The sequence below is a fragment of the Pontibacter oryzae genome, assembly GCF_003576375.1.
GTDB lineage: Bacteria > Bacteroidota > Bacteroidia > Cytophagales > Hymenobacteraceae > Pontibacter > Pontibacter oryzae.
Genome location: NZ_QWGE01000003.1, coordinates 71,624 through 95,239, shown reverse-complemented (window position 1 = coordinate 95,239; position 23,616 = coordinate 71,624). Strand labels below are relative to the sequence as shown.

The window sequence follows — 23,616 nt, the reverse complement described above, 5'->3', positions numbered from 1 at the left end:
AGCCCCACATAAATGAGTGTCATAAGCAAGCCGAAAATGCGCGCAAACTTATTGAAAAGGGTTGGAATTGGTTTTTCGTCTTTTTTCCTTGGTCTAAGCATGCTGCTGTTCTTTGCTTCGTCTTTGTTTAACCCTTAAAAATAACGCTCTTGTATAAAAAAAGAAAGCAGAAGCCAACAAAACTGCTTTGTTGCTTCTGCCTTACTTCGCTAAACTTAAACTTACTTCAGACTAAACTTAATCGGTAATGTGTATCTAACTGGCACTGCTCGTCCGTTTTGCCGGCCAGGTTGCCAATTAGGCATGCTCTGTATTACTCTTGCTGCTTCCTCGTCGGTACCGAATCCGAGGCCTTTCAAAACTTTAACGTCCGATATTTCTCCGGCGGAGTTTACCACAAAAGTTACTACTACTGTTCCTTCTATGCCATTGCTTTGCGCCATGCTTGGGTAACGAAGCTTACGGCTGAGGTAATTCATGAGTGCTTTCGTGCCGCCTTCAAACTCTGGCATTTGCTCCACATGCAAGTACACATCAGGCTTATCAGGTGTTTCTGCAGTGCCAGCCTCAATGCCAGTTGGTGGTGCCTCTGTAAGCACGGTAGTTGGTATCTCTGGCAAATCGCCTTCTATGGTTTGTGTCCCGATATTCACCTTCGAGAGGTCTTCCTGGTTGGCTAAAACCTCTTCCTTAATAATTGCATCATTTGAGACCACCTTAGGTTTAACAAAACGCTCAGTGGCTACTTTTTCGCTTGCTGCCGTAGCAGGGGGCAATGCCTTTTCGGGCTTCGGTGACTCAGGTGGCGGCGGTAAGGTTATAATAATTGGTTCTACAACCTCAAATACTGGTTTAACATACTTTTCAGGCGTGGCAAAAAACATACTTTCTACCAAAGGCCCGACAAGAGCCCCTGAAAAAATAGCTGTGGCGATGAGGTACGCGCGTGTCATGTTTTTGCTGTACGCTTTGCGTAACACATAGGCGCCGTATGCTTGGTTCCGACCTTTGAACACAATGTTGTTGAAGGTCATACTTAAGTAACTGCTCTTTTCCATGGGCTTTGGGGTTATAGGTTAAACGTCATTCAAGATGCATTGCTGTATTCTCATTTTAGTGTTCTAAGCTTTTATTTTGTTCTGATAATATACGCATTTATTAATTTATAGTATGCATGCTGAGTACTTTTTATTTTAGAATGCATATAAAAAAAGCCCAGCCGGTTAGGGCTGGGCTTCAGCAGTTTATGAGGCTGCTTATTTAATCGTGAATCGTACTGGAAGCGTGTAGCGCACAGGTACTGCTCTACCGTTTTGCTTACCTGGAGTCCACTTAGGCATTGTTTTCACAACGCGCATGGCTTCTTCGTCGGTACCGGCACCCAGGTTTTTCACAACCTGGATATCAGAGATTTCTCCTGTTTTGCTTACTACGAACGAAAGAACTACTAGTCCTTCCACTCCGGCACGTTGTGCAGCGGCTGGGTAGCGAATGTTTTTACCCAGATACTTTAGCATTTCAGTTTCACCACCCGGGAAGGATGGCATCTGCTCTACGTAAGTATAAGGCTTCTCCTCAACTACTGCTGCTACTACTTCGCTAGTACCGTCAATCTCACCTAAATCTGGCGGAGCGTTCTTAGAACCCTCTACCGTTTTAACACCTGCGTCGATTTCTGTCAGTACTTCTACATCCGGAATTTCTTCCTCTTCAGTTACTTCATTGTCACGCTTCACAACTGGCGGTGTGTACTTTACAGTAGCACGCACTGGTGGCGGTGGCGGTGGCAAATCTGGTGGCGGCGGCGGCGGTGGCGGCGGTGTTGCCTCATCCAGTGGTGGTGGTGGAGCCAGGTCTACTTCTGTTACAATACGTTCTACCACTTCCTCGTCTGCTTCATCGCCTCCAAGCATTTTCGAAATTAGCGGAATGCTAAGGAAAAGTGCAAAAAGGATGATGGCAACAATAGCAGCAATGGTGATATGCTTATTGTACAGCTTGCGAAGTAGAAAGGCACCGTATGCCCGGTTTCGTCCTTCAAAGACGATATCATCGAGCGATGCTTTTGCTAACTTACTTGCGTCCATATCTTAATTTCCAATTTGATCTGTTACCAATTTCTTGTCGTCGTCAGATATTTCTACGAGGGCAAATTTTTTGGTGTCTGTTATTTTTAATTCATCCAAAATGTCTACCATGTTCTTGTAGCGGGCCTTCTCCATTGCTTTTACAAGTACCGTCATTTTATCGTTGGATTTCACACGAGGTGATACCAACACTTTACGGATACCATCAGCAGCGTAGCTGGATTCTACAAGCTCCGGGTTATCTTCTACTAAACCGAAGTAGTAATACAAATTGTCATCCTCGCCTAGAATGATCGTCATGGCGTTACTGGCTTTCAGTGCAATCTGCTCTGCTGGGTCAACATCCTTTACAGGCATGTTGATTTCCATCGTCTGCGGCTTGTTGAAAGTTGTGGTAAGCATGAAGAACGTGATCAGAAGGGCGGCAAGGTCTACCAGTGGCGTCATGTCGATTTTGGTGGACGAGCGTTTCGCGCGTTTTTTTCCACCTTTACCGGAGTCGCCGCCTTTTTCCTGTATTTCTGCCATTATCTTATCTCCTTTCTAACTATAGGTTCTGTGGCTTATTTTCCATGTCAGTAATCAGGTTAAACCTGTTTACCTTTCTTTCCTGCAGGATATCGATCACTCGTTGGATAGTTTCGTAGTCCACGTCCTGGTCGCCTTTGATGGCAATAACCACCTGAGGGTTTGTAAGACGCGTCTGCAGAACCCAGTCACCCAACTCGTTGTGGGTAGAGTCGATTGGAATACCCGGCTGGTTTACCTCCTTGCGTGCACTTGACTCCATAGCGAGGAAAGACTTAAGCTGGCTTACCGGCACACCGAAGTTGCTCAGCAGAGAGAAAGTTTTCTTCTCCTCTGCGGTAAAGCCTATACCATACTTTCCTGCAATCTTGTCAAGCAATGCTTCCTTTGTTTGCTGCCCGTCTACGCCGAAGAACACGCGGTTGTCTTTGTCAACCGTAATCGTGATTACGTTAGTGTCCGGGATCTTAATTTCGGACACAGACGAAGGTGTATCTACTACAACAGCCTCATCTGGGCGGGCTGTTGCAGTCAGCATAAAGAAAGTAACGAGCAAGAAGAATAAGTCCACCATTGGCGTCATGTCCAATGAAGGGTTTTTCCTTTTTACTTTTACTTTAGGCATTTTGTCTGATTATACGGTTTAACTTAAACAGTTTGCGGTCTAGCAGTTGGAGTCTCGTGCTGAGCAGTGAAAGTAGACACCATGCTGAAGCCAGCCTCATCGATGCTATAAGTAAGCTCGTCGATTTTGCTAGTGAAATAGTTGTAAGCAATAATCGCGATAGTAGAACCTGTAATACCAAGGGCCGTGTTGATAAGGGCCTCAGAGATACCGTTTGCAAGGGCTACTGAGTCAGGAGAACCTGAAGTTGCAAGAGCAGCGAAGGCCTTGATCATACCAAGTACCGTACCGATCAGACCAACCAGTGTAGAGATAGAGGCGATAGTTGAGATAACTACCAGGTTTTTCTCCAGCATTGGCAGCTCCAGGGCAGTAGACTCTTCGATTTCTTTCTGGATAGCGGCTACTTTCTCAGCTTTCAGAAGCTCTGGCTCGTTCTGCATTTCTTTGTACTTAAGCAGACCAGCTTTCACTACGTTACCAACAGAACCTTTCTGAGCATCGCAAGATGTAATAGCACCGTTGATGTCACGCTGGTTAAGTTTGGCAGAAATGCTACGTACGAACTCAGCAACGTTTTTAGAACCTTTCGCTTTACCGATTGTAAGGGCACGCTCGATAGCGAAGATGAATACCATCAGGTTCAGGGACATTAACACTGGTACTACCCAACCACCTTTGTAAACGATACCAAGGTAGTTGCCTGGAAGTGGATGGTTGTTTGCATCTCCACCTTCGAAGTTTGCCGGGTTACCCAGAACGAACATATAGATAAGCACACATGCTATCAAAGCAAGCGGAATAACGATGCTCGCGAACAGAGAGCCAACCGGGCTGCTCTTTTTCTCTACATTAGCATTCTTGCTCACTACTGCAGTCTTTTTTTCCATTTTTTTAAAGTTTAAAGTTTAGCTGTTTGTGTTGTAATTAAAATTGTTTGTGTTAATATAAAATGTAATTGTTTCGCTTTTAGTTCTTTAATCAAATTGCAATTTGAGCTTTTTTTCGAATTTTTCACATGATCAGGCGCTGAAAAATTTAGGTTTAAACGCTCAACAGCTTGTTTAGCACTCTAATTTAAGAGATTATCTTTTAAAATTCCTAATGCTTGGCGTTACAATATTGCAAAATGCAAATTATTTAAGCTTACTCAAAGTATAAACTTTGACTTTCGCCTTAGATCAACTTTTGTATTGTTTTCGTTGAATGCGGCCGGTGTTTATTACATGCAAGTGCATGAGTAACAGGTTTAAAGTACCTTTGGAGTAGCTCTGGCCGCAATTTTAGTTTGTTGTGATGGGTAGCTTTATGGCAGCAATTTTACTCTAAAATTGTCTTTTTCACAATAAATATGAAAAAGTGGGTTAAATATAGCAATTATACTGATAGGTTGTATGCATGCCTACCTTTTTTTTGCTTGCTCCCAATAGTAGTCCATCTCTTGCATGGTCATGTCCTGAAGCGCTTTCCCGTCTTTTGCGGCTTCGGTTTCAATGTACTGGAAGCGGCTGATAAACTTAATGTTGGTTCGCTCTAAAGCCTCTTCGGGGTTAATGCCAACAAACCGGGCAAAATTAATGAACGAGAACATAAGGTCGCCAAACTCTGCGGTGGCCTTCTCGTGGTCTATACTTGCAGTGTCCTCTACGTTAAACTCGCTTTCAAACTCATTAAGTTCCTCCTGTACCTTTTCCCATACTTGCGCTTTCTCATCCCAGTCAAATCCTGCGCCGCGTGCTTTTTCCTGTATCCGCATGGCTTTCACTAAGGCAGGCAACGATTGCGGTACGCCGCCCAGTACAGATTTGTTTCCTTCTTTTAATTTGAGCTTCTCCCAGTTTTGCTTCACTTCCTCCTCGCTGTCGGCCTTGGTGTCGCCGTAAATATGTGGGTGCCGGAAGATGAGTTTCTCGCATTGCGCATGCAGCACATCTGCAATATCGAAGGCGCCTTTCTCAGCGGCAATCTTGGCGTAAAAGACCAGGTGCAGCATAATGTCGCCAATCTCCTTCTTTATCTCCTGCAATTCTCCCTTAAGTATGGCATCCGATAGCTCGTATGTTTCCTCAATAGTGAGGTGGCGCAGGCTTTCCATGGTCTGTTTGCGGTCCCAGGGGCACTTCTCGCGCAAATCGTCCATTACGTCGAGCAGTCGTCCAAAAGCTTCAAGTTGTTGTTGGCGCGATGTATTACCGGATTGTGAAGTATTCATAAAGCAAAGATAATAAATATTAAGGCACATCTGTTTAGGTGTATAAAGGCTTAACATAGCGTTAATACTCTATATGCCAACTGTTCATTGTTGTGAAGGCCCGAGGCATGGCAGTGTCAGATAGGGGTTTGGAGCGAGTAGCTTTGCGTGTGGCGGTGTTATCGCTTGTAATTCTGTAGTTTAAGCACGGCAGGCTGCATTTTAGCCAAGCTAGCGAATAAGTGTAAAGTATAAAGCTGGATAAACTTCTTAAAGTATAAGGTAATTATTACTTTTGTCTGATAATAATATATACGACAAGTGGCTTTAATAAAATCGATTTCAGGAATACGAGGTACGATAGGCGGACAGGCTGGTGAAGGACTTACCCCTGTGGATGTAGTTAAGTTTGCTGCCGCTTTCGGTACTTGGGTGCTGCAAAACACCGATAAGAAAACAATTGTTGTAGGCCGCGATGCGCGCATTTCCGGCGACATGGTAAACAAGCTGGTGTGCGCTACCCTGCAAGGCCTTGGCATTGACGTGGTAGATGTTGGCCTGTCAACCACGCCTACCGTTGAAATGGCCGTACCGGAGAAGAAAGCCGGAGGCGGAATTATACTTACAGCGAGCCATAACCCCAAGCAGTGGAACGCGCTGAAGCTGTTAAACCATAAGGGCGAGTTTATCTCCGACGAAGAAGGTAAGCTGGTGCTTACCATTGCTGAGAAAGAGGATTTCGAGTTTGCCCAGGTAAACAACCTTGGCAAGTACAGGCAAAGCGAGAATGCCCTCAAAAAGCACATCAAAGCTGTATTAGCGTTGCCGTTGGTAGATGTGGAGGCAATAAAGGCTCGTAACTTCAGCGTGGTAGTAGATGCTGTGAACTCAAGCGGCGGTTTTGCCGTGCCGATGCTGCTGGAGGCGCTTGGCGTGAACAAGATTGAAAAACTATTCTGCGAGCCAGACGGAAACTTTGCCCACAACCCCGAGCCACTCCCGGAAAACCTGCGCGAAATATCGAAGGTCATCGAGAAAGGCAAGTATGATTTAGGTATCGTAGTAGACCCGGATGTAGACCGCCTTGCCTTAGTGAATGAGGATGGCAGCATGTTCGGCGAAGAGTATACCCTGGTAGCCGTAGCAGATTACATACTTAAAAACAAAGTTGGCAATACCGTTTCCAATCTTTCCTCTACCCGCGCCCTGCGCGACGTTACCGAGAAAGCCGGAGGTGCGTACTATGCCGCCGCAGTAGGCGAGGTGAACGTGGTAAACATGATGAAGGAGCAGAACGCCATCATCGGCGGAGAGGGCAACGGCGGTATCATTTACCCGGAGCTGCACTACGGCCGCGATGCACTGGTGGGCATTGCTCTGTTCCTGACGCACCTGGCCAAATCAGGTATGAGCATGACGCGCCTGCGCGCCAGCTACCCGAATTACTACATTTCCAAAAACAAAATAGAGCTGACCCCGGATGTAAACGTGGACGAAGTGCTGCGCCAGATGGAGGAGCGTTACGCCAAGCAACCGATCAATACCATTGATGGGGTTAAGATTGAGTTTGACAAGGAGTGGGTGCACCTGCGCAAGTCCAACACAGAGCCTATCATTCGTATTTATGCCGAGAGCGATAGCAATGCCACCGCTGAGCACCTGGCCAACAAAATTATTGCCGACATCAAAGAGATCATCTCTGTTAAAGCATAAAGTATAATGTGTTGTTGCTGCTGTCATAGAAACAATGAGTAACGCACCGTGTTGCGCCACAGGTATGGGAAAGTTCCTGCCTCTGGCGCAACTTTTTTTTATACTTTAGTGGTTGATTTAAGAATAGAACAAGAAAATCAGTTTAAAGAATATGCGTGTTTATTTAGATAATGCTGCCACCACACCTCTGGATAAAGAGGTTTTTGATGCCATGGCTCCGTTTATGCTGGAGCATTTCGGTAACCCTTCCTCCATCCACTCGCATGGGCGCGAGGTGAGGGCAGCCATCGAGAAAGCGCGCAAAACTGTGGCGGGCTTAATAAATACATCTCCTGCCGAAGTATTCTTTACCTCCGGTGGCACCGAGGCTGATAATGCCGCACTAATCTGCACGTGCCGCTCGCTGGGTATTAAGCACGCCATTTCTACCAAGTTGGAGCACCATGCCGTGCTGCATACTATGGAGCTGCTGGAGAAGCAGGAGGGCGTGCAGGTAAGCTACCTGCGCCACGATGAGCGCGGCAACCTGGACCTGGAGCACTTTGAGGAACTGCTGGCAAACCAGCCGCAAACGCTGGTGTCGGTGATGCATGCCAATAACGAAATCGGTAACCTGAACAATATTGAAGCCATCGGGGAGATCTGCCGCAAGTATAACGCGCTGTTCCATTCGGACACCGTACAGACGATGGGCCACTACAAGCACGACGTGCAGCAACTGGGCGCAAACTTTATTGTTGGCTCGGCGCACAAATTCCATGGGCCGAAAGGCGTTGGATTCTTGTATTGCGATGGCGGCACTAAAATTCAGCCACTGATCCAGGGTGGGGCGCAAGAGCGCAACATGCGCGGCGGCACCGAGAACGTGTACGGCATTATTGGGCTGGCTAAGGCGCTGGAAATTGCTTACCGCGATATGGATGAGCACACAAAGCATATCCAAGGGCTTAAAGACCGTATGATCCATAAACTGCGCGAGCAGATGGAGGACGTGGGTTTTAACGGAATGTCGGAGTTTGGGGATAAGAGCCTGTACACGGTGCTGAACGTAAACTTGCCAGCCTCTGACATGAACGAGATGCTGCTCTTTAGCCTAGATATCGCCAAGATATCAGCATCAGGCGGCAGTGCCTGCAGCAGCGGTGCCAATACTGGCTCGCATGTGTTGCGCGCCCTGAACGTAGACCCAACGCGCGGCTCTGTACGTTTCTCTTTCAGCAAGTATAACACGCCCGAAGAGATTGATTACGCAGCAGCCACGCTGGCTAAAATGTATAAAAAGGAACTGGCCTAATCTAAAAGCAATTGGCTTAAAGTATAAATAAGAAGGCTCTGGCAGTTTTGTCGGGGCCTTTTGCAATTACATCATCTTCTAAAACAAAACGAATGAGCATGAAAAGTATAGCAGTGTTCTGCGGAGCAAATACCGGTCATAAAAGTATGTATGCAGAAGCGGCCACGGCCCTCGGGCAGCTTATGGCCGAGCAAGGCATTAAGTTAGTGTTCGGTGGCGGCAAGGTTGGGCTGATGGGCACCATTGCCGATGCCATACTTGCTGCCAGCGGCGAGGCCGTAGGGGTTATCCCGCAGAGCCTCGTGGACCGTGAAGTGGCGCACACCGGGCTTACGAAGCTGCACGTGGTAAAAACCATGCACGAGCGCAAAGCGCTGATGGCTGCGGAGTCAGATGCGTTTATAGCCATGCCCGGCGGCTTTGGAACGCTGGACGAAATCAACGAGATCATTACCTGGAACCAGCTGGGTATCATCCGGAAGCCTGTGGCGTTTTATAATGTAGGAGGTTATTTTGATACCTTTATGCAGCAGGTGGCGCACGGTGTGGCAGAGGGGTTCATCCAACCTGAATATCAAAAGAGCTTGGTTGTAGCAACAGAAGCGAACGTGCTACTCGAAAAGCTGGGCAGGTATGCCGCCGCCTGCGCCAAAGACTGGGTAGATGCTGAGCGGATTTAAGTATTTGCTAGTTTGCCCAAGCTAAGATGCCTGCCGCAAGTTTGCTGTCTATTGCAAGTGTAGGCTAGCGTAGCTCGGGGCAAAGTATGGCGTTGAGTTTGTAGCTCAACTGGGGCAGAGGGCCAAACAAGATATGCGAGCAGAATTTCACAAAGTATATCTAAAAACATACTTTTCCGCTCCACAGAAATCAAGTTGCAAACTAACGTACATGAAACGGCCGCTGCATTTATACTTACAGCGGCCGTTTTTATACTTGGCAGACATATCTTTCTCTATAAATTTCTCAAACTAGTTCTCAAGTATGATTTGCTTCACGGCCTCTACCCAAGTGTCGTTAGAGTTCAGGCTTTCTACCAGCTGCCACTTCTCGCCGCCGGCTTCTAAGAACATCTCCCTAAATTCTTCGCCTACTTCAATAGTAGTTTCCAGGCAGTCGGCTACGAAGGCCGGGCTGAAGGCAAGCACTTTCTTAATGCCTTTCTCCGGGAAGGTTTTCAGCATCTCATCGGTATAAGGTTTCAGCCAAGGGTCTTTGCCCAAACGTGACTGGAACGCAACGGAATACTGGTCTTCGCGCAGGCCAAGTGCCGCCGCTAACTGGCGTGAGGTCTCGAAGCAGGAAGCGCGATAGCAGTACTGGTTGCGTTTGTTATAACTGTTGCAGCAGGAGCCAAGCTTGCAGTAGCCATGGTCGCTGCCCTTCAGGATGTGGCGCTCCGGCAGGCCGTGGTAGCTGAACATCACGTGGTCATAATCATCTTGCTGCATGTGCTTCCGGCCAAGTTCTGCAAACGACTCAATAAAGCCTGGGTCATTACAGAAATTGGAGATAAAGTTGATGCTAGGCACAATCCACCAGTCTTTTACGATCTCCATGATCTTGTCGTGCGCGGAGCCGGTGCTGGCCGAGGCATACTGCGGAAACAGCGGGAATACAATAATGCGGTCCACGCTTTGCTCGCGCAGCTCTTCCAAGGCGCTTTTTATACTTGGCTTCTGGTAGCGCATGCCAAAAGAAACGAAGTAGTCGTCGCCGAGGCTGGCTTGCAGTTTCGCCTTCAGGTCGAGGCCGTGGTAAAGCAGCGGGGAGCCGCGCTCGGTCCAGAGTTGCTTGTACACCACCGCAGACTTAGGCGCACGGAAAGGCGCGATTACCCCATTGATCAGGAAAAAGCGGCCAACCGGGTTTATATCAATCACGCGTTTGTCCAGCAGGAACTCGCGCAGGTACTTTCTAACATCAGGCGTTTCGGGGGTATCGGGGGTGCCAAGGTTTACCAACAGCACACCAATCTTACCGGTGTTCTTCTTGCTCATGTAAAGTATAAGTGCTTATCTGGTGCAAAGATACTAAGTATAATTCTTTCTTGTTGATCAGAATTCTCTATGCCTTATAGAGGCAGCCAAGTATAAAGCGGCAAGTATGAAAAAGGTTTTTTACAAAAGGATATACGCCCTGGCGCAAGCCTCCGCTTGTGGCCTGCTATGGAACTTGCAATGAGAAGCACAAGCGGACGCTTGCGCTATGAGCGATGAGAGGGCCAAGTATAAAGCGACAAGTATGGAAAAGGTTTTGAGCTAAAAGCTTAGAGCTTTTAAAAGTTAGAATGTACAAAGCCCTGGCGCAAGCGTCCGCTTGTGCCTTGCTATGGAACTTGTAATAAGAAGCACAAGCAGACGCTTGCGCTATAAGGGGAGGCAAGTCTTGAAAAGGTTTTTATAGAGGTATAGATGCCATAGGCTTCTTACCGGCAGGAGAAGGTTTATACTTATGCAAATTGGAAGCCTGCCTTATGGTAAGCCACGGAATGAAAATTTGCGGCAGGCTTTGTTGAATAGAACTATCAACCGGCTAGCTGGTGTAAGTATAGCTAGCGTATGTGAGCACGAAAATGCGCGTGCGCTCAGGTCCTCATTCACAATAATTTAGACATTCTGCCGCACTCTCGTAAAAAAGAAGTAATTTTGCACCCTCAAATTTTCAAAGTATGGCTGACACACCGCACAAAGCAGGTTTTGTAAGTATAGTAGGAAAACCAAATGTGGGTAAATCAACGCTGATGAACGCGCTGGTAGGGGAGAAGCTCTCTATCATCACGTCAAAAGCCCAGACCACGCGCCACCGCATCATGGGCATCCTGAACAGCGATGATTTCCAGATTGTGTATTCCGACACACCGGGTATCATTAAACCGCAGTATGCGTTGCACGAGTCGATGATGGGTTTTGTGCGCACCTCGCTGGAGGATGCCGACGTGATTCTATTCGTGACCGACATCTATGAGAAGCATGATGAGGAAGACGTGATCAAGCGCCTGCAGCACGCCAAGGTGCCTGTGCTGTTGCTCATCAACAAAATAGACCAGGCTACCGAGGAAGAGGTAAACGAAAAAGTGGCTTACTGGAAGGAGCACATGCAGCCAACAGAGATCCACCCGATCTCGGCGCTGCACAACTTCGGTTTGGAACAACTGTTTGCGCGTTTGCTGGATTACCTGCCAGAGCATCCGGCCTTTTACCCTAAAGATGAACTGACTGACAAGCCGGAGCGTTTCTTTGTGTCGGAGATGATCCGTGAGAAAATCTTCCTGAACTATAAAAAGGAAATCCCTTACAGCTGCGAGGTAGTGGTAGAAGAGTTTAAGGAGGAAGAGGACATCATCCGGATACGCGCCGAGATTAGCGTGGAGCGCCGCAGCCAAAAAGGCATTGTGATAGGCCACAAGGGCGAGGCACTGAAAAAAGTAGGCACCCAGGCCCGCCTGGATATGGAGAATTTTTTCCAGAAAAAGATATTTCTTGATTTATACGTGCGCGTGAACGAGAACTGGCGAACAGACCAGAAGCTGCTTCGGCGCTTTGGCTACCGCGAAGAGTAGCGCACCATAAAGCTTCGGGGCACGGTGCTCCGGGGGCACTTTAACACTTTTATTTTAGTTCGATGTCATCAAACATCATTGCCATTGTAGGTCGCCCAAATGTAGGCAAGTCTACACTTTTTAACCGCCTGATTGGCCAGCGCAAAGCCATCATGGACAACGTGAGCGGCGTAACCCGCGACCGCAGCTACGGCCACGGCGAGTGGATCGGAAAGTATTACACCGTTATTGACACAGGTGGGTACGTGCACGGCTCCGACGATATTTTTGAATCTGAGATTAACCGACAGGTAGAACTGGCCATGAACGAGGCCGACGTGATCCTGTTTATGGTGGACGTGGATGCCGGCCTGACAGGCCTGGACCAAGAGTTTGCCAACGTGCTGCGCCGCACCGATAAGCCAGTGTACATAGTAGCCAACAAAGCGGATACCAATGCGCGCATGCACCAGATGGGAGAGTTTTACGCATTGGGCGTAGGCGAAGAAATCTTCCCGATTTCCTCGCAGAACGGCTCCGGCACCGGCGAACTGCTGGACGAGGTAGTGAAGCACTTTAAAGACGAAGGCGTTGAAGACCCTGATGCAGGCATTCCGAAGATTGCCGTACTTGGCCGCCCGAACGTAGGTAAGTCATCGTTTGTGAACCTGCTGTTAGGCGAGGAGCGCAATATTGTAACCGATAGAGCCGGCACAACCCGCGATGCCATACATGCCCGCTACAATGCTTTTGGCAAAGAGTTTATCATTGTGGATACTGCAGGTCTGCGCCGAAAAAGCAAAGTAAGCGAAGATATTGAATTCTACTCTGTACTGCGCTCTGTTCGTGCCTTGGAAGATGCCGATGTATGTATCGTAATTCTAGACGCTACGCGTGGTATTGAAGCTCAGGACGTGAACATTATTGCCCTGGCCGAGAAGAACCGTAAAGGCATTGTAGTCTTGGTAAACAAGTGGGATTTAGTGGAGAAAGATACACATACAACTAAGCATTTCGAGGAAGAGATCTTTAGCAAAATTGCGCCGATTAGCTACGTGCCGATCATCTTTACGTCCGTGGTTACCAAGCAGCGTATCCATAAGGCTATTGAGGTGGCGATGGAGGTATACGATAACAAGACTAAGAAAATACCTACTTCCAAGCTGAACGATGCCCTGTTGCCTGATATTGAGCGTTACCCGCCGCCAGCAATCAAAGGCAAGTTCGTGAAGATCAAATATATCACGCAGTTACCAACGCATAACCCTACGTTCGCGTTCTTCTGCAACCTGCCACAGTACGTGAAGGAGTCGTACACGCGCTACCTGGAAAACAGGATGCGTGAGCACTTCGATTTTAAGGGGGTGCCGATAAAACTGGTCTTCAGAAAAAAATAATTTTCGGATGATATTTGGTGATACAGATATAGTGGTATATTTGCGCCTCATATAAAAAACATCAAACATCATGAAAAAAGTATTTGGTTTACTTTTCGTTGCTGGTCTTTTCGCTTTCGCATCTTGCAACAATGCTGAAGAAACAGCTACTGAGGTTGAGACTACAGAAGAAACTGTAGTAGAAGAAGCTCCAGTTATGGAAGATACTACTGCTGTAGAGATGGATACTACTGCTGCTCCAGTTGAGACTGAGGCTGCTGCTCACTAATCAGCAACAAAAAAACCACCTGGCGCATGGCCGGGAATCCGAAAGGCACCTCAAAAGGGTGCCTTTCGGCGTTTATATATTTTATGTAAACTATATTTTAATACTGCCGTATAGTCTGTTGTTATTGGCGGAACACCTGTTGTGCCTCCATATTTAATGACCTTTAACAATCACTAAAACCAAAAGATCATGAAGAAATTAATGTACGCCTTTGCTTTAACAAGCCTTATCGGATTTGCATCCTGCGACTCACCAGCTGAAGAAAGAGCTGAAGACAGAGAAGAGGCCGTAGAAGAAATGGAAGACGAAGCTGAAGAAAGAGCCGACGACATGGAAGACATGGCTGAGGAAATGGAAGACACAACAGCTGTAATTGAGTAATAGGCTTTACAATATCAAGGGCCAGGCAAATGATGCCTGGCCCTTTTCTTTATGGCCACTATCAGAGATTTGTAGAAGAATAGTAGGGCATACATTAGCAAAAAGGCTACAAGTTATGCTATGGAGCCCCTACAAAGCTTTAAGGCGTACAGATCATTAAGCCATAAATGGTGGTAGTCAGCAGGCTAGGATTATTTTCTTATTATCTCAATAATTAACCTAGGGGGGATTAGTAACGTTGAAATAAAGAACTCTTTGTTTGAGTGCATAAACGTACTTGAAGGAGGGTGGAATTGAAAATGTAAAACCAAAACCTAATTAATTATGAAGAAGGTGATCTTTATGTTATTTGCCATGGGCGCGTTTACTTTTGCCACCTCCTGCGATTCTCCCGCTAGCGAGCGCGAAGACGTTATAGAGGAAAGCCAAGATTTGGCTGATGAGCGAGCCGAAGGCGATGCAGACGATATAGCTGAAGAAAGACGTGAACTCGGAGAAGAAGTAGATGAATATCAGGAAGAGCTCCAGGAAGCAGATACTACCACTGTAATTGAGTAGTCTTCTTTCGGCTTATGTCGTAAATTTAGTTCTTTCATGGCAGCCCTCTGTGCCCCATAGAGAAGGTTACACAGAATGGTACGAAAGAAATTTAATATAATATTACTGAATAGGCCTATAATTGGCTAAAACAGAAAAGGCCCTTGACATGGGCCTTTTCTGTTTTAGCCAATTATAGTTTATGGCCCTAGTCGTTTCTTAATCAAGCTATTGACAAGCCCGAAGAGGCGCTTGGGTGTAAATGTGCGCCAGTGTATGTCGTCTAGGTTGCCACCATAGTTCAAATAGTAATCCAGGTTATAGTTCTTCATCTCGCTCAGTACAAAGTCTTGGAAACCCAGTGCGGCAATCCAACCCTCCTCAATATCTTCAAACCACTCTTCGTAGTAGGCATCATCTGATCCATGGAAATTAAAGACGTTCTCCCCGATAAGTATAAAGTGTCTGATGCCTTCCTCTACCAGAGGGTCTATAATGTTGCGCTTCAGATGCATGATGTCGTTGTTTAGGGCGTCATTCCACTCCCCGATCAGTTCAATCACGGTAAAGCCCAAATCATAGTCGGTGTAAAGGATTTTTAGGAACAGCGTTTCAGAATCAATTGTGTCCCATTGTGGGTGTATGTAGTAACCGTAGATGGTGTTAGTATAGTGCGTTAGGCTGTTTTCGGCACCATAAAGCGGCGAGCGTGGGTCTTCAGTGGCGGAGTATTTTTCAATCCAATTGTAGTATGGTTCTATGGTATGCATAAATTTTATTCAGGTATAATGTAGGGCCTTTCGTGCATTTACTGTAATGCCTGCCTTAAAGTTTATATTGCCCTTCGGGTTTGGCTTTTACAAGTGCAAGCGTGGGTTTAACAAAAATATCACATTAAAATTGACCCAACCATATCAAATTTAAGTATAAGTTCTGAAGCAGTGGGCCGAGGCGTGAGCATGCAGTTCAAACATAAATTATAGGCTTGGCCACGGTAACCACCCAGGTTTGCGCTGAAATAAACTTAATCCTTCTACTATGATCTCGATAATCCACTTTGAGGAAGATAATATTGCCGGTTTTCTGCTGCAACGCCATATTGACGACTCTGGCATCCGCGCGTTGGTGCATGAAATGGAGGAAAAGACCAGCCACTCTGATAAAGTATGCCTATACTTTGAGTTTGAAAATTTTGGAGACTGGGACAGTGTGCAGTCTTTCTTTGATACATTAAAGCTAAGGTTTCATAGCTGGGACAAAATAGCCCGTTACGTGATTGTTACAGATAAAGACTGGGTAAAAAAACAATCTAGGCTGGCCAATTTCCTGACGCCGCATTTTGAGGTGAGGGCATTTGGCATGGCCGAGAAAGCGCAGGCGCTAGAATGGCTTAAGAAACCCTTTGCTACACCGGATAACCCTGGCATAGCCGTGCTAGAGGCCATGCCAGCGCATGTAGTAGGGGTGGCCACCATCGGCAAGCTTACTTCCTCTGATTTTCTAGCCATCGATAACCTGCTGAAGGAGCACGTGCAACATAACCAGGAGCTGCGCCTTTACCTGGAAGTGCTGCACCATAATGGCGCTACGCCAACAGCCATGTGGGAAGAGCTGCGCCACGGCGTAAAATACCACGGCAAACTGAGCAAGGTTGCCATAGCCGGCCACCAGGACTGGCTGCAGGAAAGCCGCCCCGGCGAGGCGCATGCCGTGAACATGAAGTTTTTTAAGCTGGATGAACGCGACATGGCTATTGACTGGCTCCGATAGAATTTGCAGTTTTACTGGCTAACACCCTCTGATACTTTTATGCCATTACTGAAATTCCCCAGAAAACTATACTTTATTGTATGGGTCGCCCTGCTTCGGACCGGTGCTTTTGCCCAGGATCAAACTCCACCGGATTATACAGCAGTTTATCATCCGGTGATTAACCAAGCAGAGCTGCGGGTTGTGGAGAAGAAGTACGAGGAGGCGCTGGTTGCCTATAAGCAGGCTTTTGCCTCAGTGCCATCTGCGTTTGCCCGCGACTATTACAATGCCGCCGTAGCCGCTTTACTGCTGCAGGAGCGCAAAGAAACGTTTGACTACCTGGAGAAACTGGTTGCCAAAGGCGTAAGCCTCGATTACCTGGAGCGCCAGCCGGTGTTCGACTCGTTGCAAGCTACCAGGCACTGGCGAAAGTTTGCCCGCAAGTACCCTAAGCGCCGCCGCAAGTATAACGAAGGCTTTAACCAGGAGCTCCGCGCCAATCTAGACGAGCTGTATGCCCGCGACCAATACTTCAGGCAAGCAAAAGGCGGCTGGCGCGTGCACGGCGATACCATTAAAAAAATTGAGGTGGCCAACACAGCTAAGCTTCTAGGCTGGATAGATGCATATGGGTACCCTGGAGAGGATCAGATTGGTGTGGCTGATACCTTAGAACAGCTGCCTCGCTTCAGCATCGTGATTGAGCGGCAAACAAAGGCACGCAAAGGACATGACTTCTCTGATGTGCTAACAAAAGCTGTAAAGCAAGGGCGCATTGCACCACAGCCTGCCGCGTATCTCCTCGATCAGCAGGCTGGCCGCAGCAAGTATGGCTCACGCGCCTTCATCAAAATTGACTGCGATGAATGTGCGGAGAGTGATCAGATTGGCGAGTACCTAACCGGGAATATGGATGAGGAAACACGCCAGCGCATTGATTCTAACAGACAGGAGCTAGGGCTGGAACCCTTGGGTGAGTACCGGCTGAAAATCCTGCACGGTACTACTGATAAACGCTTTAAACTGAGCTATACTTGGTCCGTGGCTAATTTTGTGGTGCCTAGCAAAGAAGCTGCTAAAGTTATTCTGGAGAGCCTGTCGCTGAAAGATTAAAGCATGAAAGTGCTTGTAAACAAGAAGAGCCAAAGTATGTAGCTTTGGCTCTTCTTGTTATAGTGTTGGTACCGTGTGTTATAGTACCTGGTGCTCGTTGCCTGCGCGGTAAGCATCTACGGCGGCACGCACACTGCCATGCCTCTTCAGTAGTGCACCAGCCTCGTCATGGCTGATCTCAAGCTCCTCCATCACCATGCGTGTGCCTCGGTCCACCAGTTTAAGGTTCGAGAGTTGCATATCCACCATCTTGTTGCCTTTCACGCGGCCAAGCCTAACCATGGTAGAGGTGGTAAGCATGTTAAGTGCGAGCTTTTGGCCGGTACCGGCTTTCATGCGGGTGCTGCCTGTTACAAACTCCGGCCCGGTAACCACTTCTACAGGGAACTCGGCGGCGGCAGCCACGGCACTGCCAGCGTTGCAAACAACGCAACCCGTAGCTATGCCACGCTCGCGGCAGGCGTTCAGCCCCCCTATAACGTAAGGCGTACGGCCCGAGGCGGCAATGCCCACCACAATATCCTTTTCGTTGATATTATGTTCCTGAAGGTCTTTCCAGGCTTGCTCCGCATCGTCCTCCGCAAACTCTACGGCCTTCCGGATAGCCTCATCGCCACCAGCCATAATGCCAACTACCATGCCGTGCGGCACACCATACGTAGGCGGGCACTCCGATGCATCCACTATACCCAGGCGGCCGCTGGTGCCAGCCCCAATATAAAACAGTCTGCCGCCTTTCTCTAGGCGCTCCACAGTGGCGTTAACCAAGGCCTCAATCTGAGGAATGGCTTTTTCTACAGCAAGTGGTACAGTTTTATCTTCGCGGTTGATGTTCTCGAGCAGCTCGCGCACGCTCATGTTCTCCAGTCCGTCGTAGTTTGATGCGGTTTCGGTGGTAGACACTTGTTTGGATTATCGGTTAATGGTTTCGAAAAAGGCAAAAGTATAAAGCCTTCCGGAGCAACAGCTGTGGCTGCCCTGGAAGGCTTTAGGAAATTATTTGTTTGGCGTACCAAAGGCCTGTAGCAACTCCTGATGGTATTTTATCAGTCCCTCGCTTGGGCTTTGGATGATGGTTTCCACGTGGAGGCCATACTTCTTGGCAACTTGTTTCAGTATATCTCCGAAGTAGTAGGCAATAGATCCCACAAAGTTTACCGGCAATGCCTGGTGGCCTTCATACTTTACAACATGGCGCTCAAAGAACTCAGAGAAGTTCTCGTAGATCATGCCATGTATTACCGGGTGCTTCTGCTTTTCGTGCATGAACTTGGCAAACGTAGCCATATAGCGGCTCGGGATCGACGAGTTATAGAGCGTGTCCAGAATACCATCCTTGGTAAGGTTATAGGTGTTCTTTAGAGAAAGCGCCAGGTCTTCAGGCAACTCGCGGTACAGGTAAGCTTTTATCAGCAGTTTGCCCATAAAGGCACCGCTACCCTCGTCTCCCAGCAAAAAGCCCAGCGACGGTACGTTGTCCGTGATCGCTGCGCCATCGTAGAGGCAGGTGTTAGAGCCGGTGCCCAGGATACAGGCAATACCTGGTTTGTGGCCGCACAACGCGCGGGCAGCGCTCAGTAAATCGTGGTCTACGTGCAGCTCGCTGGCAGGGAAGACCATACGCAGCGCATCCTCTACGCGTTTGTTACGCTCCGGTGAACTACAGCCTGCACCGTAGTAGTAGATAGCCGTTGGTTGCTGCTCGTTTAGCTGTGGCAAAAGTACATCGTGCAGTTCCTTGTAAATTTCGTCCGCCTCCTGGTACATTGGGTTAAACCCTGCCGTCTGTGCCTGGCCCAGTACACTGTCGGCGGTAATCATGCGCCAGTCAGTTTTAGTTGAGCCGCTATCAGCTATTAATATCATGGTATTATGTTGGTTTGTTTTAAGTTACATTTAGAGGTAGCCCCAATATACGATTTTATTCTGAAGAGATGTTAATCGTGCCCCGGCAGATAAACCGAGCCTTTTACGCGGCCCACAACTTCAAATTTATCAAAAACATTGGCATTGTGTGGCGCATCCCGCAATTCTTCCGTTAGGTCCTGCCCCGCCCAGTGTTCGTAATGCTTGCCATCGCGCCACATCCGGGACTTTCTAACATCGTAAATCACACCGAGATACGCTACCCAAATCTCATCGCGGTCCTGGCCATTGCGCAGCGCGAGTTGTTGCAAAGTATATTCCGGTAAATCAGCCAAAAGGTGCTATGTCTGGTTAAAGTTAAAAGGCAAAAGTAGCCATACTGTTTAAAAGTATAAACCCAGGCCGCTTAATCCTGCTTTAAAGTTTGGGCCCTAGCCAAGCCGGGCCTGCGTCATTATCCAGCGGTGAGGCACTTCGCCTTTGGTTGCCTGCAGGTAATCCTCGTAGCTGCAAGGCACAATGCGGGTGCCTTTTTCTGCGCTGAGCGGCTCCACCTCGAGCCACCATTTCTCGCTGTTCTTGCTCTTATAGAACGTCATGCGGTCCGGGTTATCCTCGGTAAAGGCTATGGCATACTTGGTGAAATGCCTGCTGGTAAAGTTCGTTTCATTCTTCCGGTGATAGAAGCCTTCGATAAAGTACCAGATCATGGTGGCAATCATCATCGCAGTCAGTTCACGGTCGTCAAGCTCGGGGTTATACTCATAAATGCCCAAAGAGGTTAAGTTGTCGTTTAGGCCAGCATACCAGCAGAGCTGACAGGCCTCCTCGCCGGTCAGGCCAAACGGGTTAGCTGGCTCAGAGGCGGGGGCATCCTGGTGGCGTATCGCGGAGATATCAAAGGTAAGCAGGTCAGCCACCCGGATAACAGGTTCCATTTCCTGGATGCTTCGGTGCACTTCGCCAACACGATACGCCTCAAAGTGCATTTTCTCTAGCGTGGCCATTACTTCTGGCTCCGTTAAGTATGATTGGTACCCGATCTGGCCTAGGCTAAACAAATAGTTTGGCTCATGCATCAATATCTGGCGCAGCTGCCTTTTATTTGGCGGTACCGATGGGTCCTCGGTCATGTCTACGCTGCTATCCACAGTAACCATGTTCACCACGCGCTCCAGGTGCTCGTAGCCCATGTACTGCCCATACTCCAGGTCATGGGAGCCGCCAATAATTACCGGGATGGTGTTATGCGAGATAAGTACCTCCACGATCTCCTTCAGGCGCAGGTAGGTATCGTCCAGGCTGATACCGGGGCGCAGGTTGCCTAAGTCCACGATCTGGCAGCGGCCAGCGCCTTTGTTCAGGCTGTAAAGCTTGCGGCGCACCAGGCGGGCAGGTGTTTCGGCGGTGCTGGCATCCTCGGCTTGCTCCTCGTTGCTGCGGCCGCGGGTCTCGTCTACGCCAAGTATGGCAATGTCTGCGGCGCGCCAATCCGGGAATTTGCTTACAAAGTATGAGATATAAGAGCCCAGTGTGCGTGGCTTTTCCAGGTTGGCAAACACATCCTCATTCAGCGGCTCGAAAAATATGGATAAGTTCATAGAGGTAATCAGGGTTATGGCTTGTGCAACCGGCTATTGACTAAGGTGCCGGAAAGCCCGTAAGTATAGAACTATAAATATAAGACATGGGAAATATTTATAAGGCCCGCCGTGGCAGAATTCGAAAAAAATAATTAAAATGCATCAAGATCAGGCGGTATATGCCGCTTTTTGGCCTTTTTCTGAAGGCTGCCTAATCAAAACACCTTGTCTAATACACATAGCATGAATATAACCCGAACATTTGACCTTTTGCCTAACCAGTTGCAGCAGTACCCGCAACCCGACTGCCTGGCGGCTAAAGTAAACGGAACCTGGCAAAAGTACAGCACCCAGCAGGTGCAGGACTATGCAAACCAGGTGAGCCTTGGCCTGCTTAAGCTGGGTATAGGCAAGAATGATAAAGTAGCGATCATCTCATTCAACCGCCCTGAGTGGGTGCTGGCTGACTTTGGTATACAGCAGATTGGGGCCACCAGCGTGCCAATGTACCCCACCATTACGGAAGAGGATTACCGTTACATCTTTAACGATGCAGAGGTAAAAGCTATTTTCGTGTCGGATGCCAGCCTGTACAACAAAGTTGTGGCCGCCACCGAAGGCATGGAAAGCGTTAAAGAAATTTATACGTTTGATGAAGTTCGTGGCGCCAAGCACTGGACGGAAGTACTGGAGTTGGCCAAAGGCGAGGATGTGCAGCAACTGGAGCCCCTAAAGGCCGCTGTTAAGCCAGAAGATATCCTGACATTGATTTATACTTCCGGCACCACCGGTAACCCCAAAGGCGTTATGCTGACCCATAATAACCTGGTAAGCAATTTTGAGGGGGCCATGCCATATGTGCCGGTTGGCCCTGAGCACCGCGCCTTAAGCTTTTTGCCGCTCTGCCATATTTTCGAGCGCATGCTGCTTTATTTATACATGCGCGTGGGCGTTTCTATTTACTATGCCGAAAGTATAGAAAAGGTAGCCGATAACCTGAAAGAGGTGAAACCGCACGTATTTACCACGGTGCCGCGCCTGCTCGAGAAAGTGTACGACAAGATTGTGGCCACCGGCATGGAGCTGACTGGCATTAAGCGCAAGCTGTTTTTCTGGGCACTGGACCTGGGCCTGAAGTATGATACCCAGAAAGATCAGGGCTGGTGGTATAACAAGCAGCTGGAACTGGCCAATAAAATCATCTTCAGCAAATGGCGCGAAGCACTGGGCGGTAACGTGAAAGTGATCGTTTCGGGTGGTGCCGCATTGCAGCCGCGCCTGGCTCGCGTATTCTGGTCGGCGCATATCCGGGTAATGGAGGGCTACGGCCTAACCGAGACCTCGCCGGTAATATCAGTGAACCGCTATGAGCCCGAAAACAACATGATCGGCACGGTAGGTATTGCCATTGATGGTGTGGAGATCAAGATTGCCGAGGATGGAGAAATTCTGACACGCGGCCCGCACGTAATGAAAGGCTACTACAAAAAGCCAGACCTTACCGCCGAAGCTATCGATGCCGAAGGCTGGTTCCATACCGGCGATATCGGGGAGATGATCGACGGCAAGTACCTCAAGATCACGGACCGTAAGAAAGAGATGTTTAAAACCTCGGGCGGTAAGTATGTGGCTCCGCAGCCAATCGAGAATAAGCTGAAGGAATCCGTAGTGATAGAGCAGGTGATGATTGTAGGCGATGGCCGCAAGTATGCCTCCGCGCTGATCGTTCCGTCGTTCCTTGGCCTGCAAGACTGGGCTAGCCACAAAGGGCTGAAGTATACTTCGGATGAAGAAATGATTAAGCACCCGGATGTGATAGAGAAGTTTAAGCGCGAAATTGATAAAGCCAACGAAGGGCTGGCGCAATACGAAACGGTTAAAAAGTTCACCATCATTCCGAACCTTTGGACGGTAGAGACCGGTGAGCTTACCCCAACCCTGAAGGTAAAGCGCAAGGTCATCACGGCTAATTACCATGATGTGATCGAGAGTATGTATTAAGAGGCTGCTTAAGTCTGGCGCTGCACTCTGTTCCTGCGGGTGATTATGACATTCGCGCCTTAAAACAAAAAGGCCCTTTCCCTCACCGGAAAGGGCCTTTTTGTTTTAGAATGCACACTTTCTGCAAAAGTATACATCTCAATTTCCTGATTAAAGTATAAGAATATCGCCAGCCGTTTGAATAATATCTCCAGGTTATCATTTACCGGAGAAGGTAAAATTTTTGTTAAAAAGGTATGCAAGCATAACATTTTTTTCTATATTTGGTATACATCATTATACATGCATGAAGCCTGAAGAAACAGTAGATTATCACTTTAAAGTATGTTGGCACGCTATCTCGCGTATGTATAATGCCGAGGCCGTGCAAAACGACATGACAACATCCATAGGGTTTGTGTTGCTCAACATAGACCAGCAGCAAGGTACACCCGCCACCAAGATCGCGCCTTTGCTGGGCCTGGAGGCGCGCAGCCTCACCCGCATCCTGAAAAGTATGGAAGAGAAGGACTTTATCTATAAAGTATCCGACCCGAACGATAAGCGCCTGGTGCGCATTTTCCTGACAGAAAAAGGATTGCGTAAGAAAGAAGTAGCGCGAAACACCGTAAAGATGTTTAATAAGAAAGTACAGGAAGAGGTGCCACAGCAAGAGCTGGACGTATTCTTTAATGTATGCGGCCGTATACTTGGCATGATCGAAAACAAAGAAATCTTTTAACCCAAAGACAACTATAGC

At 48.1% G+C, this 23,616-nt stretch carries 24 protein-coding genes; 12 read left to right on the top strand and 12 right to left on the bottom strand.

Annotation, left to right across the window (positions count from 1 at the left end):
* Positions 1-221 precede the first annotated feature (221 nt).
* The 6 genes from D1627_RS09125 to mazG all read right to left on the bottom strand — a co-directional run bounded on the left by D1627_RS09125 (position 222) and on the right by mazG (position 5,452).
* Positions 222-1,058, bottom strand: a complete 837-nt coding sequence (locus tag D1627_RS09125) for an energy transducer TonB (protein WP_119431952.1) — start codon at positions 1,056-1,058, stop codon at positions 222-224.
* A gap of 198 nt (positions 1,059-1,256) precedes the next feature.
* Entirely contained in the window at positions 1,257-2,087 is an 831-nt protein-coding gene (locus D1627_RS09120) for an energy transducer TonB (protein WP_119431951.1), read from the bottom strand.
* A 3-nt stretch (positions 2,088-2,090) separates the two neighbouring features.
* Positions 2,091-2,615, bottom strand: a complete 525-nt coding sequence (locus D1627_RS09115) for an ExbD/TolR family protein (protein ID WP_119431950.1) — start codon at positions 2,613-2,615, stop codon at positions 2,091-2,093.
* 19 nt (positions 2,616-2,634) lie between these two features.
* Positions 2,635-3,240, bottom strand: a complete 606-nt coding sequence (locus D1627_RS09110) for an ExbD/TolR family protein (RefSeq protein ID WP_119431949.1) — start codon at positions 3,238-3,240, stop codon at positions 2,635-2,637.
* A 23-nt stretch (positions 3,241-3,263) separates the two neighbouring features.
* Complete coding sequence (locus D1627_RS09105) at positions 3,264-4,130, bottom strand: MotA/TolQ/ExbB proton channel family protein (RefSeq protein ID WP_119431948.1); 867 nt, start codon at positions 4,128-4,130, stop codon at positions 3,264-3,266.
* 512 nt (positions 4,131-4,642) lie between these two features.
* Positions 4,643-5,452, bottom strand: coding sequence for a nucleoside triphosphate pyrophosphohydrolase (gene mazG, locus D1627_RS09100; RefSeq protein WP_119431947.1), 810 nt, complete (start codon positions 5,450-5,452; stop codon positions 4,643-4,645).
* Between the two features lie 300 nt (positions 5,453-5,752).
* Between mazG and glmM the strand changes: the two genes are divergently transcribed.
* The 3 genes from glmM to D1627_RS09085 all read left to right on the top strand — a co-directional run bounded on the left by glmM (position 5,753) and on the right by D1627_RS09085 (position 9,118).
* The gene (glmM, locus tag D1627_RS09095; RefSeq protein WP_119431946.1) at positions 5,753-7,144 is read left to right on the top strand and encodes a phosphoglucosamine mutase; all 1,392 of its coding nucleotides are present in this window, start codon (positions 5,753-5,755) and stop codon (positions 7,142-7,144) included.
* Positions 7,145-7,295: 151 nt separating this feature from the next.
* Positions 7,296-8,438, top strand: coding sequence for a cysteine desulfurase family protein (locus D1627_RS09090; protein WP_119431945.1), 1,143 nt, complete (start codon positions 7,296-7,298; stop codon positions 8,436-8,438).
* Positions 8,439-8,536: 98 nt separating this feature from the next.
* A complete protein-coding gene (locus D1627_RS09085; RefSeq protein WP_119431944.1) occupies positions 8,537-9,118 on the top strand; it encodes an LOG family protein in 582 nt (193 codons plus the stop codon).
* 291 nt (positions 9,119-9,409) lie between these two features.
* Here the strand turns inward: D1627_RS09085 and hemH are convergent, their stop codons facing one another.
* Entirely contained in the window at positions 9,410-10,438 is a 1,029-nt protein-coding gene (gene hemH / locus D1627_RS09080; protein ID WP_119431943.1) for a ferrochelatase, read from the bottom strand.
* Between the two features lie 671 nt (positions 10,439-11,109).
* Here hemH and era point away from each other — a divergent pair.
* The 5 genes from era to D1627_RS09055 all read left to right on the top strand — a co-directional run bounded on the left by era (position 11,110) and on the right by D1627_RS09055 (position 14,583).
* Positions 11,110-12,000: a GTPase Era gene (gene era / locus D1627_RS09075; RefSeq protein ID WP_119431942.1), complete on the top strand. Its 891-nt coding sequence runs from the start codon at positions 11,110-11,112 to the stop codon at positions 11,998-12,000.
* Positions 12,001-12,062: 62 nt separating this feature from the next.
* Positions 12,063-13,376 (top strand): ribosome biogenesis GTPase Der, encoded by a 1,314-nt coding sequence (gene der, locus D1627_RS09070; protein ID WP_119431941.1) that lies wholly within the window; start codon positions 12,063-12,065, stop codon positions 13,374-13,376.
* A gap of 70 nt (positions 13,377-13,446) precedes the next feature.
* On the top strand, positions 13,447-13,644 hold the full coding sequence (locus tag D1627_RS09065) for a hypothetical protein (RefSeq protein ID WP_119431940.1): 198 nt from the start codon (positions 13,447-13,449) through the stop codon (positions 13,642-13,644).
* A gap of 189 nt (positions 13,645-13,833) precedes the next feature.
* The gene (locus D1627_RS09060) at positions 13,834-14,025 is read left to right on the top strand and encodes a hypothetical protein (protein WP_119431939.1); all 192 of its coding nucleotides are present in this window, start codon (positions 13,834-13,836) and stop codon (positions 14,023-14,025) included.
* 324 nt (positions 14,026-14,349) lie between these two features.
* Entirely contained in the window at positions 14,350-14,583 is a 234-nt protein-coding gene (locus D1627_RS09055; protein ID WP_119431938.1) for a hypothetical protein, read from the top strand.
* Positions 14,584-14,762: 179 nt separating this feature from the next.
* Here D1627_RS09055 and D1627_RS09050 read toward each other — a convergent pair whose 3' ends face one another.
* On the bottom strand, positions 14,763-15,332 hold the full coding sequence (locus D1627_RS09050) for a hypothetical protein (protein WP_119431937.1): 570 nt from the start codon (positions 15,330-15,332) through the stop codon (positions 14,763-14,765).
* 268 nt (positions 15,333-15,600) lie between these two features.
* On the opposite strand from D1627_RS09050, the gene D1627_RS09045 reads away from it, so the two are divergent.
* Together D1627_RS09045 and D1627_RS09040 are read left to right on the top strand one after the other, a co-directional pair.
* Complete coding sequence (locus D1627_RS09045) at positions 15,601-16,332, top strand: SpoIIAA family protein (protein ID WP_119431936.1); 732 nt, start codon at positions 15,601-15,603, stop codon at positions 16,330-16,332.
* A gap of 39 nt (positions 16,333-16,371) precedes the next feature.
* Positions 16,372-17,427, top strand: a complete 1,056-nt coding sequence (locus D1627_RS09040; RefSeq protein ID WP_119431935.1) for a hypothetical protein — start codon at positions 16,372-16,374, stop codon at positions 17,425-17,427.
* A gap of 78 nt (positions 17,428-17,505) precedes the next feature.
* Here the strand turns inward: D1627_RS09040 and murQ are convergent, their stop codons facing one another.
* The 4 genes from murQ to D1627_RS09020 all read right to left on the bottom strand — a co-directional run bounded on the left by murQ (position 17,506) and on the right by D1627_RS09020 (position 20,894).
* Positions 17,506-18,330, bottom strand: a complete 825-nt coding sequence (gene murQ / locus D1627_RS09035; RefSeq protein WP_119431934.1) for an N-acetylmuramic acid 6-phosphate etherase — start codon at positions 18,328-18,330, stop codon at positions 17,506-17,508.
* A 93-nt stretch (positions 18,331-18,423) separates the two neighbouring features.
* Positions 18,424-19,293, bottom strand: coding sequence for a hypothetical protein (locus D1627_RS09030; protein WP_119431933.1), 870 nt, complete (start codon positions 19,291-19,293; stop codon positions 18,424-18,426).
* A gap of 71 nt (positions 19,294-19,364) precedes the next feature.
* Entirely contained in the window at positions 19,365-19,628 is a 264-nt protein-coding gene (locus tag D1627_RS09025) for a cytochrome b5 domain-containing protein (protein WP_119431932.1), read from the bottom strand.
* Positions 19,629-19,724: 96 nt separating this feature from the next.
* The gene (locus D1627_RS09020; protein WP_119431931.1) at positions 19,725-20,894 is read right to left on the bottom strand and encodes a formimidoylglutamase; all 1,170 of its coding nucleotides are present in this window, start codon (positions 20,892-20,894) and stop codon (positions 19,725-19,727) included.
* Between the two features lie 225 nt (positions 20,895-21,119).
* Here D1627_RS09020 and D1627_RS09015 point away from each other — a divergent pair, with 225 nt between their 5' ends.
* Both D1627_RS09015 and D1627_RS09010 read left to right on the top strand, forming a co-directional pair.
* Positions 21,120-22,877: an AMP-dependent synthetase/ligase gene (locus D1627_RS09015; RefSeq protein ID WP_119431930.1), complete on the top strand. Its 1,758-nt coding sequence runs from the start codon at positions 21,120-21,122 to the stop codon at positions 22,875-22,877.
* A gap of 286 nt (positions 22,878-23,163) precedes the next feature.
* Positions 23,164-23,598, top strand: a complete 435-nt coding sequence (locus tag D1627_RS09010; RefSeq protein ID WP_119431929.1) for a MarR family winged helix-turn-helix transcriptional regulator — start codon at positions 23,164-23,166, stop codon at positions 23,596-23,598.
* Positions 23,599-23,616: the final 18 nt, after the last annotated feature.

Coding starts and splice junctions, on each gene's coding strand:
- D1627_RS09125 (WP_119431952.1), bottom strand. CDS start 1,058: ATGGAAAAGAGCAGTTACTTAAGTATGACCTTCAACAACATTGTGTTC.
- D1627_RS09120 (WP_119431951.1), bottom strand. CDS start 2,087: ATGGACGCAAGTAAGTTAGCAAAAGCATCGCTCGATGATATCGTCTTT.
- D1627_RS09115 (WP_119431950.1), bottom strand. CDS start 2,615: ATGGCAGAAATACAGGAAAAAGGCGGCGACTCCGGTAAAGGTGGAAAA.
- D1627_RS09110 (WP_119431949.1), bottom strand. CDS start 3,240: ATGCCTAAAGTAAAAGTAAAAAGGAAAAACCCTTCATTGGACATGACG.
- D1627_RS09105 (WP_119431948.1), bottom strand. CDS start 4,130: ATGGAAAAAAAGACTGCAGTAGTGAGCAAGAATGCTAATGTAGAGAAA.
- mazG (WP_119431947.1), bottom strand. CDS start 5,452: ATGAATACTTCACAATCCGGTAATACATCGCGCCAACAACAACTTGAA.
- D1627_RS09090 (WP_119431945.1), top strand. CDS start 7,296: ATGCGTGTTTATTTAGATAATGCTGCCACCACACCTCTGGATAAAGAG.
- D1627_RS09085 (WP_119431944.1), top strand. CDS start 8,537: ATGAAAAGTATAGCAGTGTTCTGCGGAGCAAATACCGGTCATAAAAGT.
- hemH (WP_119431943.1), bottom strand. CDS start 10,438: ATGAGCAAGAAGAACACCGGTAAGATTGGTGTGCTGTTGGTAAACCTT.
- era (WP_119431942.1), top strand. CDS start 11,110: ATGGCTGACACACCGCACAAAGCAGGTTTTGTAAGTATAGTAGGAAAA.
- der (WP_119431941.1), top strand. CDS start 12,063: ATGTCATCAAACATCATTGCCATTGTAGGTCGCCCAAATGTAGGCAAG.
- D1627_RS09065 (WP_119431940.1), top strand. CDS start 13,447: ATGAAAAAAGTATTTGGTTTACTTTTCGTTGCTGGTCTTTTCGCTTTC.
- D1627_RS09060 (WP_119431939.1), top strand. CDS start 13,834: ATGAAGAAATTAATGTACGCCTTTGCTTTAACAAGCCTTATCGGATTT.
- D1627_RS09055 (WP_119431938.1), top strand. CDS start 14,350: ATGAAGAAGGTGATCTTTATGTTATTTGCCATGGGCGCGTTTACTTTT.
- D1627_RS09050 (WP_119431937.1), bottom strand. CDS start 15,332: ATGCATACCATAGAACCATACTACAATTGGATTGAAAAATACTCCGCC.
- D1627_RS09045 (WP_119431936.1), top strand. CDS start 15,601: ATGATCTCGATAATCCACTTTGAGGAAGATAATATTGCCGGTTTTCTG.
- D1627_RS09040 (WP_119431935.1), top strand. CDS start 16,372: ATGCCATTACTGAAATTCCCCAGAAAACTATACTTTATTGTATGGGTC.
- D1627_RS09030 (WP_119431933.1), bottom strand. CDS start 19,293: ATGATATTAATAGCTGATAGCGGCTCAACTAAAACTGACTGGCGCATG.
- D1627_RS09020 (WP_119431931.1), bottom strand. CDS start 20,894: ATGAACTTATCCATATTTTTCGAGCCGCTGAATGAGGATGTGTTTGCC.
- D1627_RS09015 (WP_119431930.1), top strand. CDS start 21,120: ATGAATATAACCCGAACATTTGACCTTTTGCCTAACCAGTTGCAGCAG.
- D1627_RS09010 (WP_119431929.1), top strand. CDS start 23,164: ATGAAGCCTGAAGAAACAGTAGATTATCACTTTAAAGTATGTTGGCAC.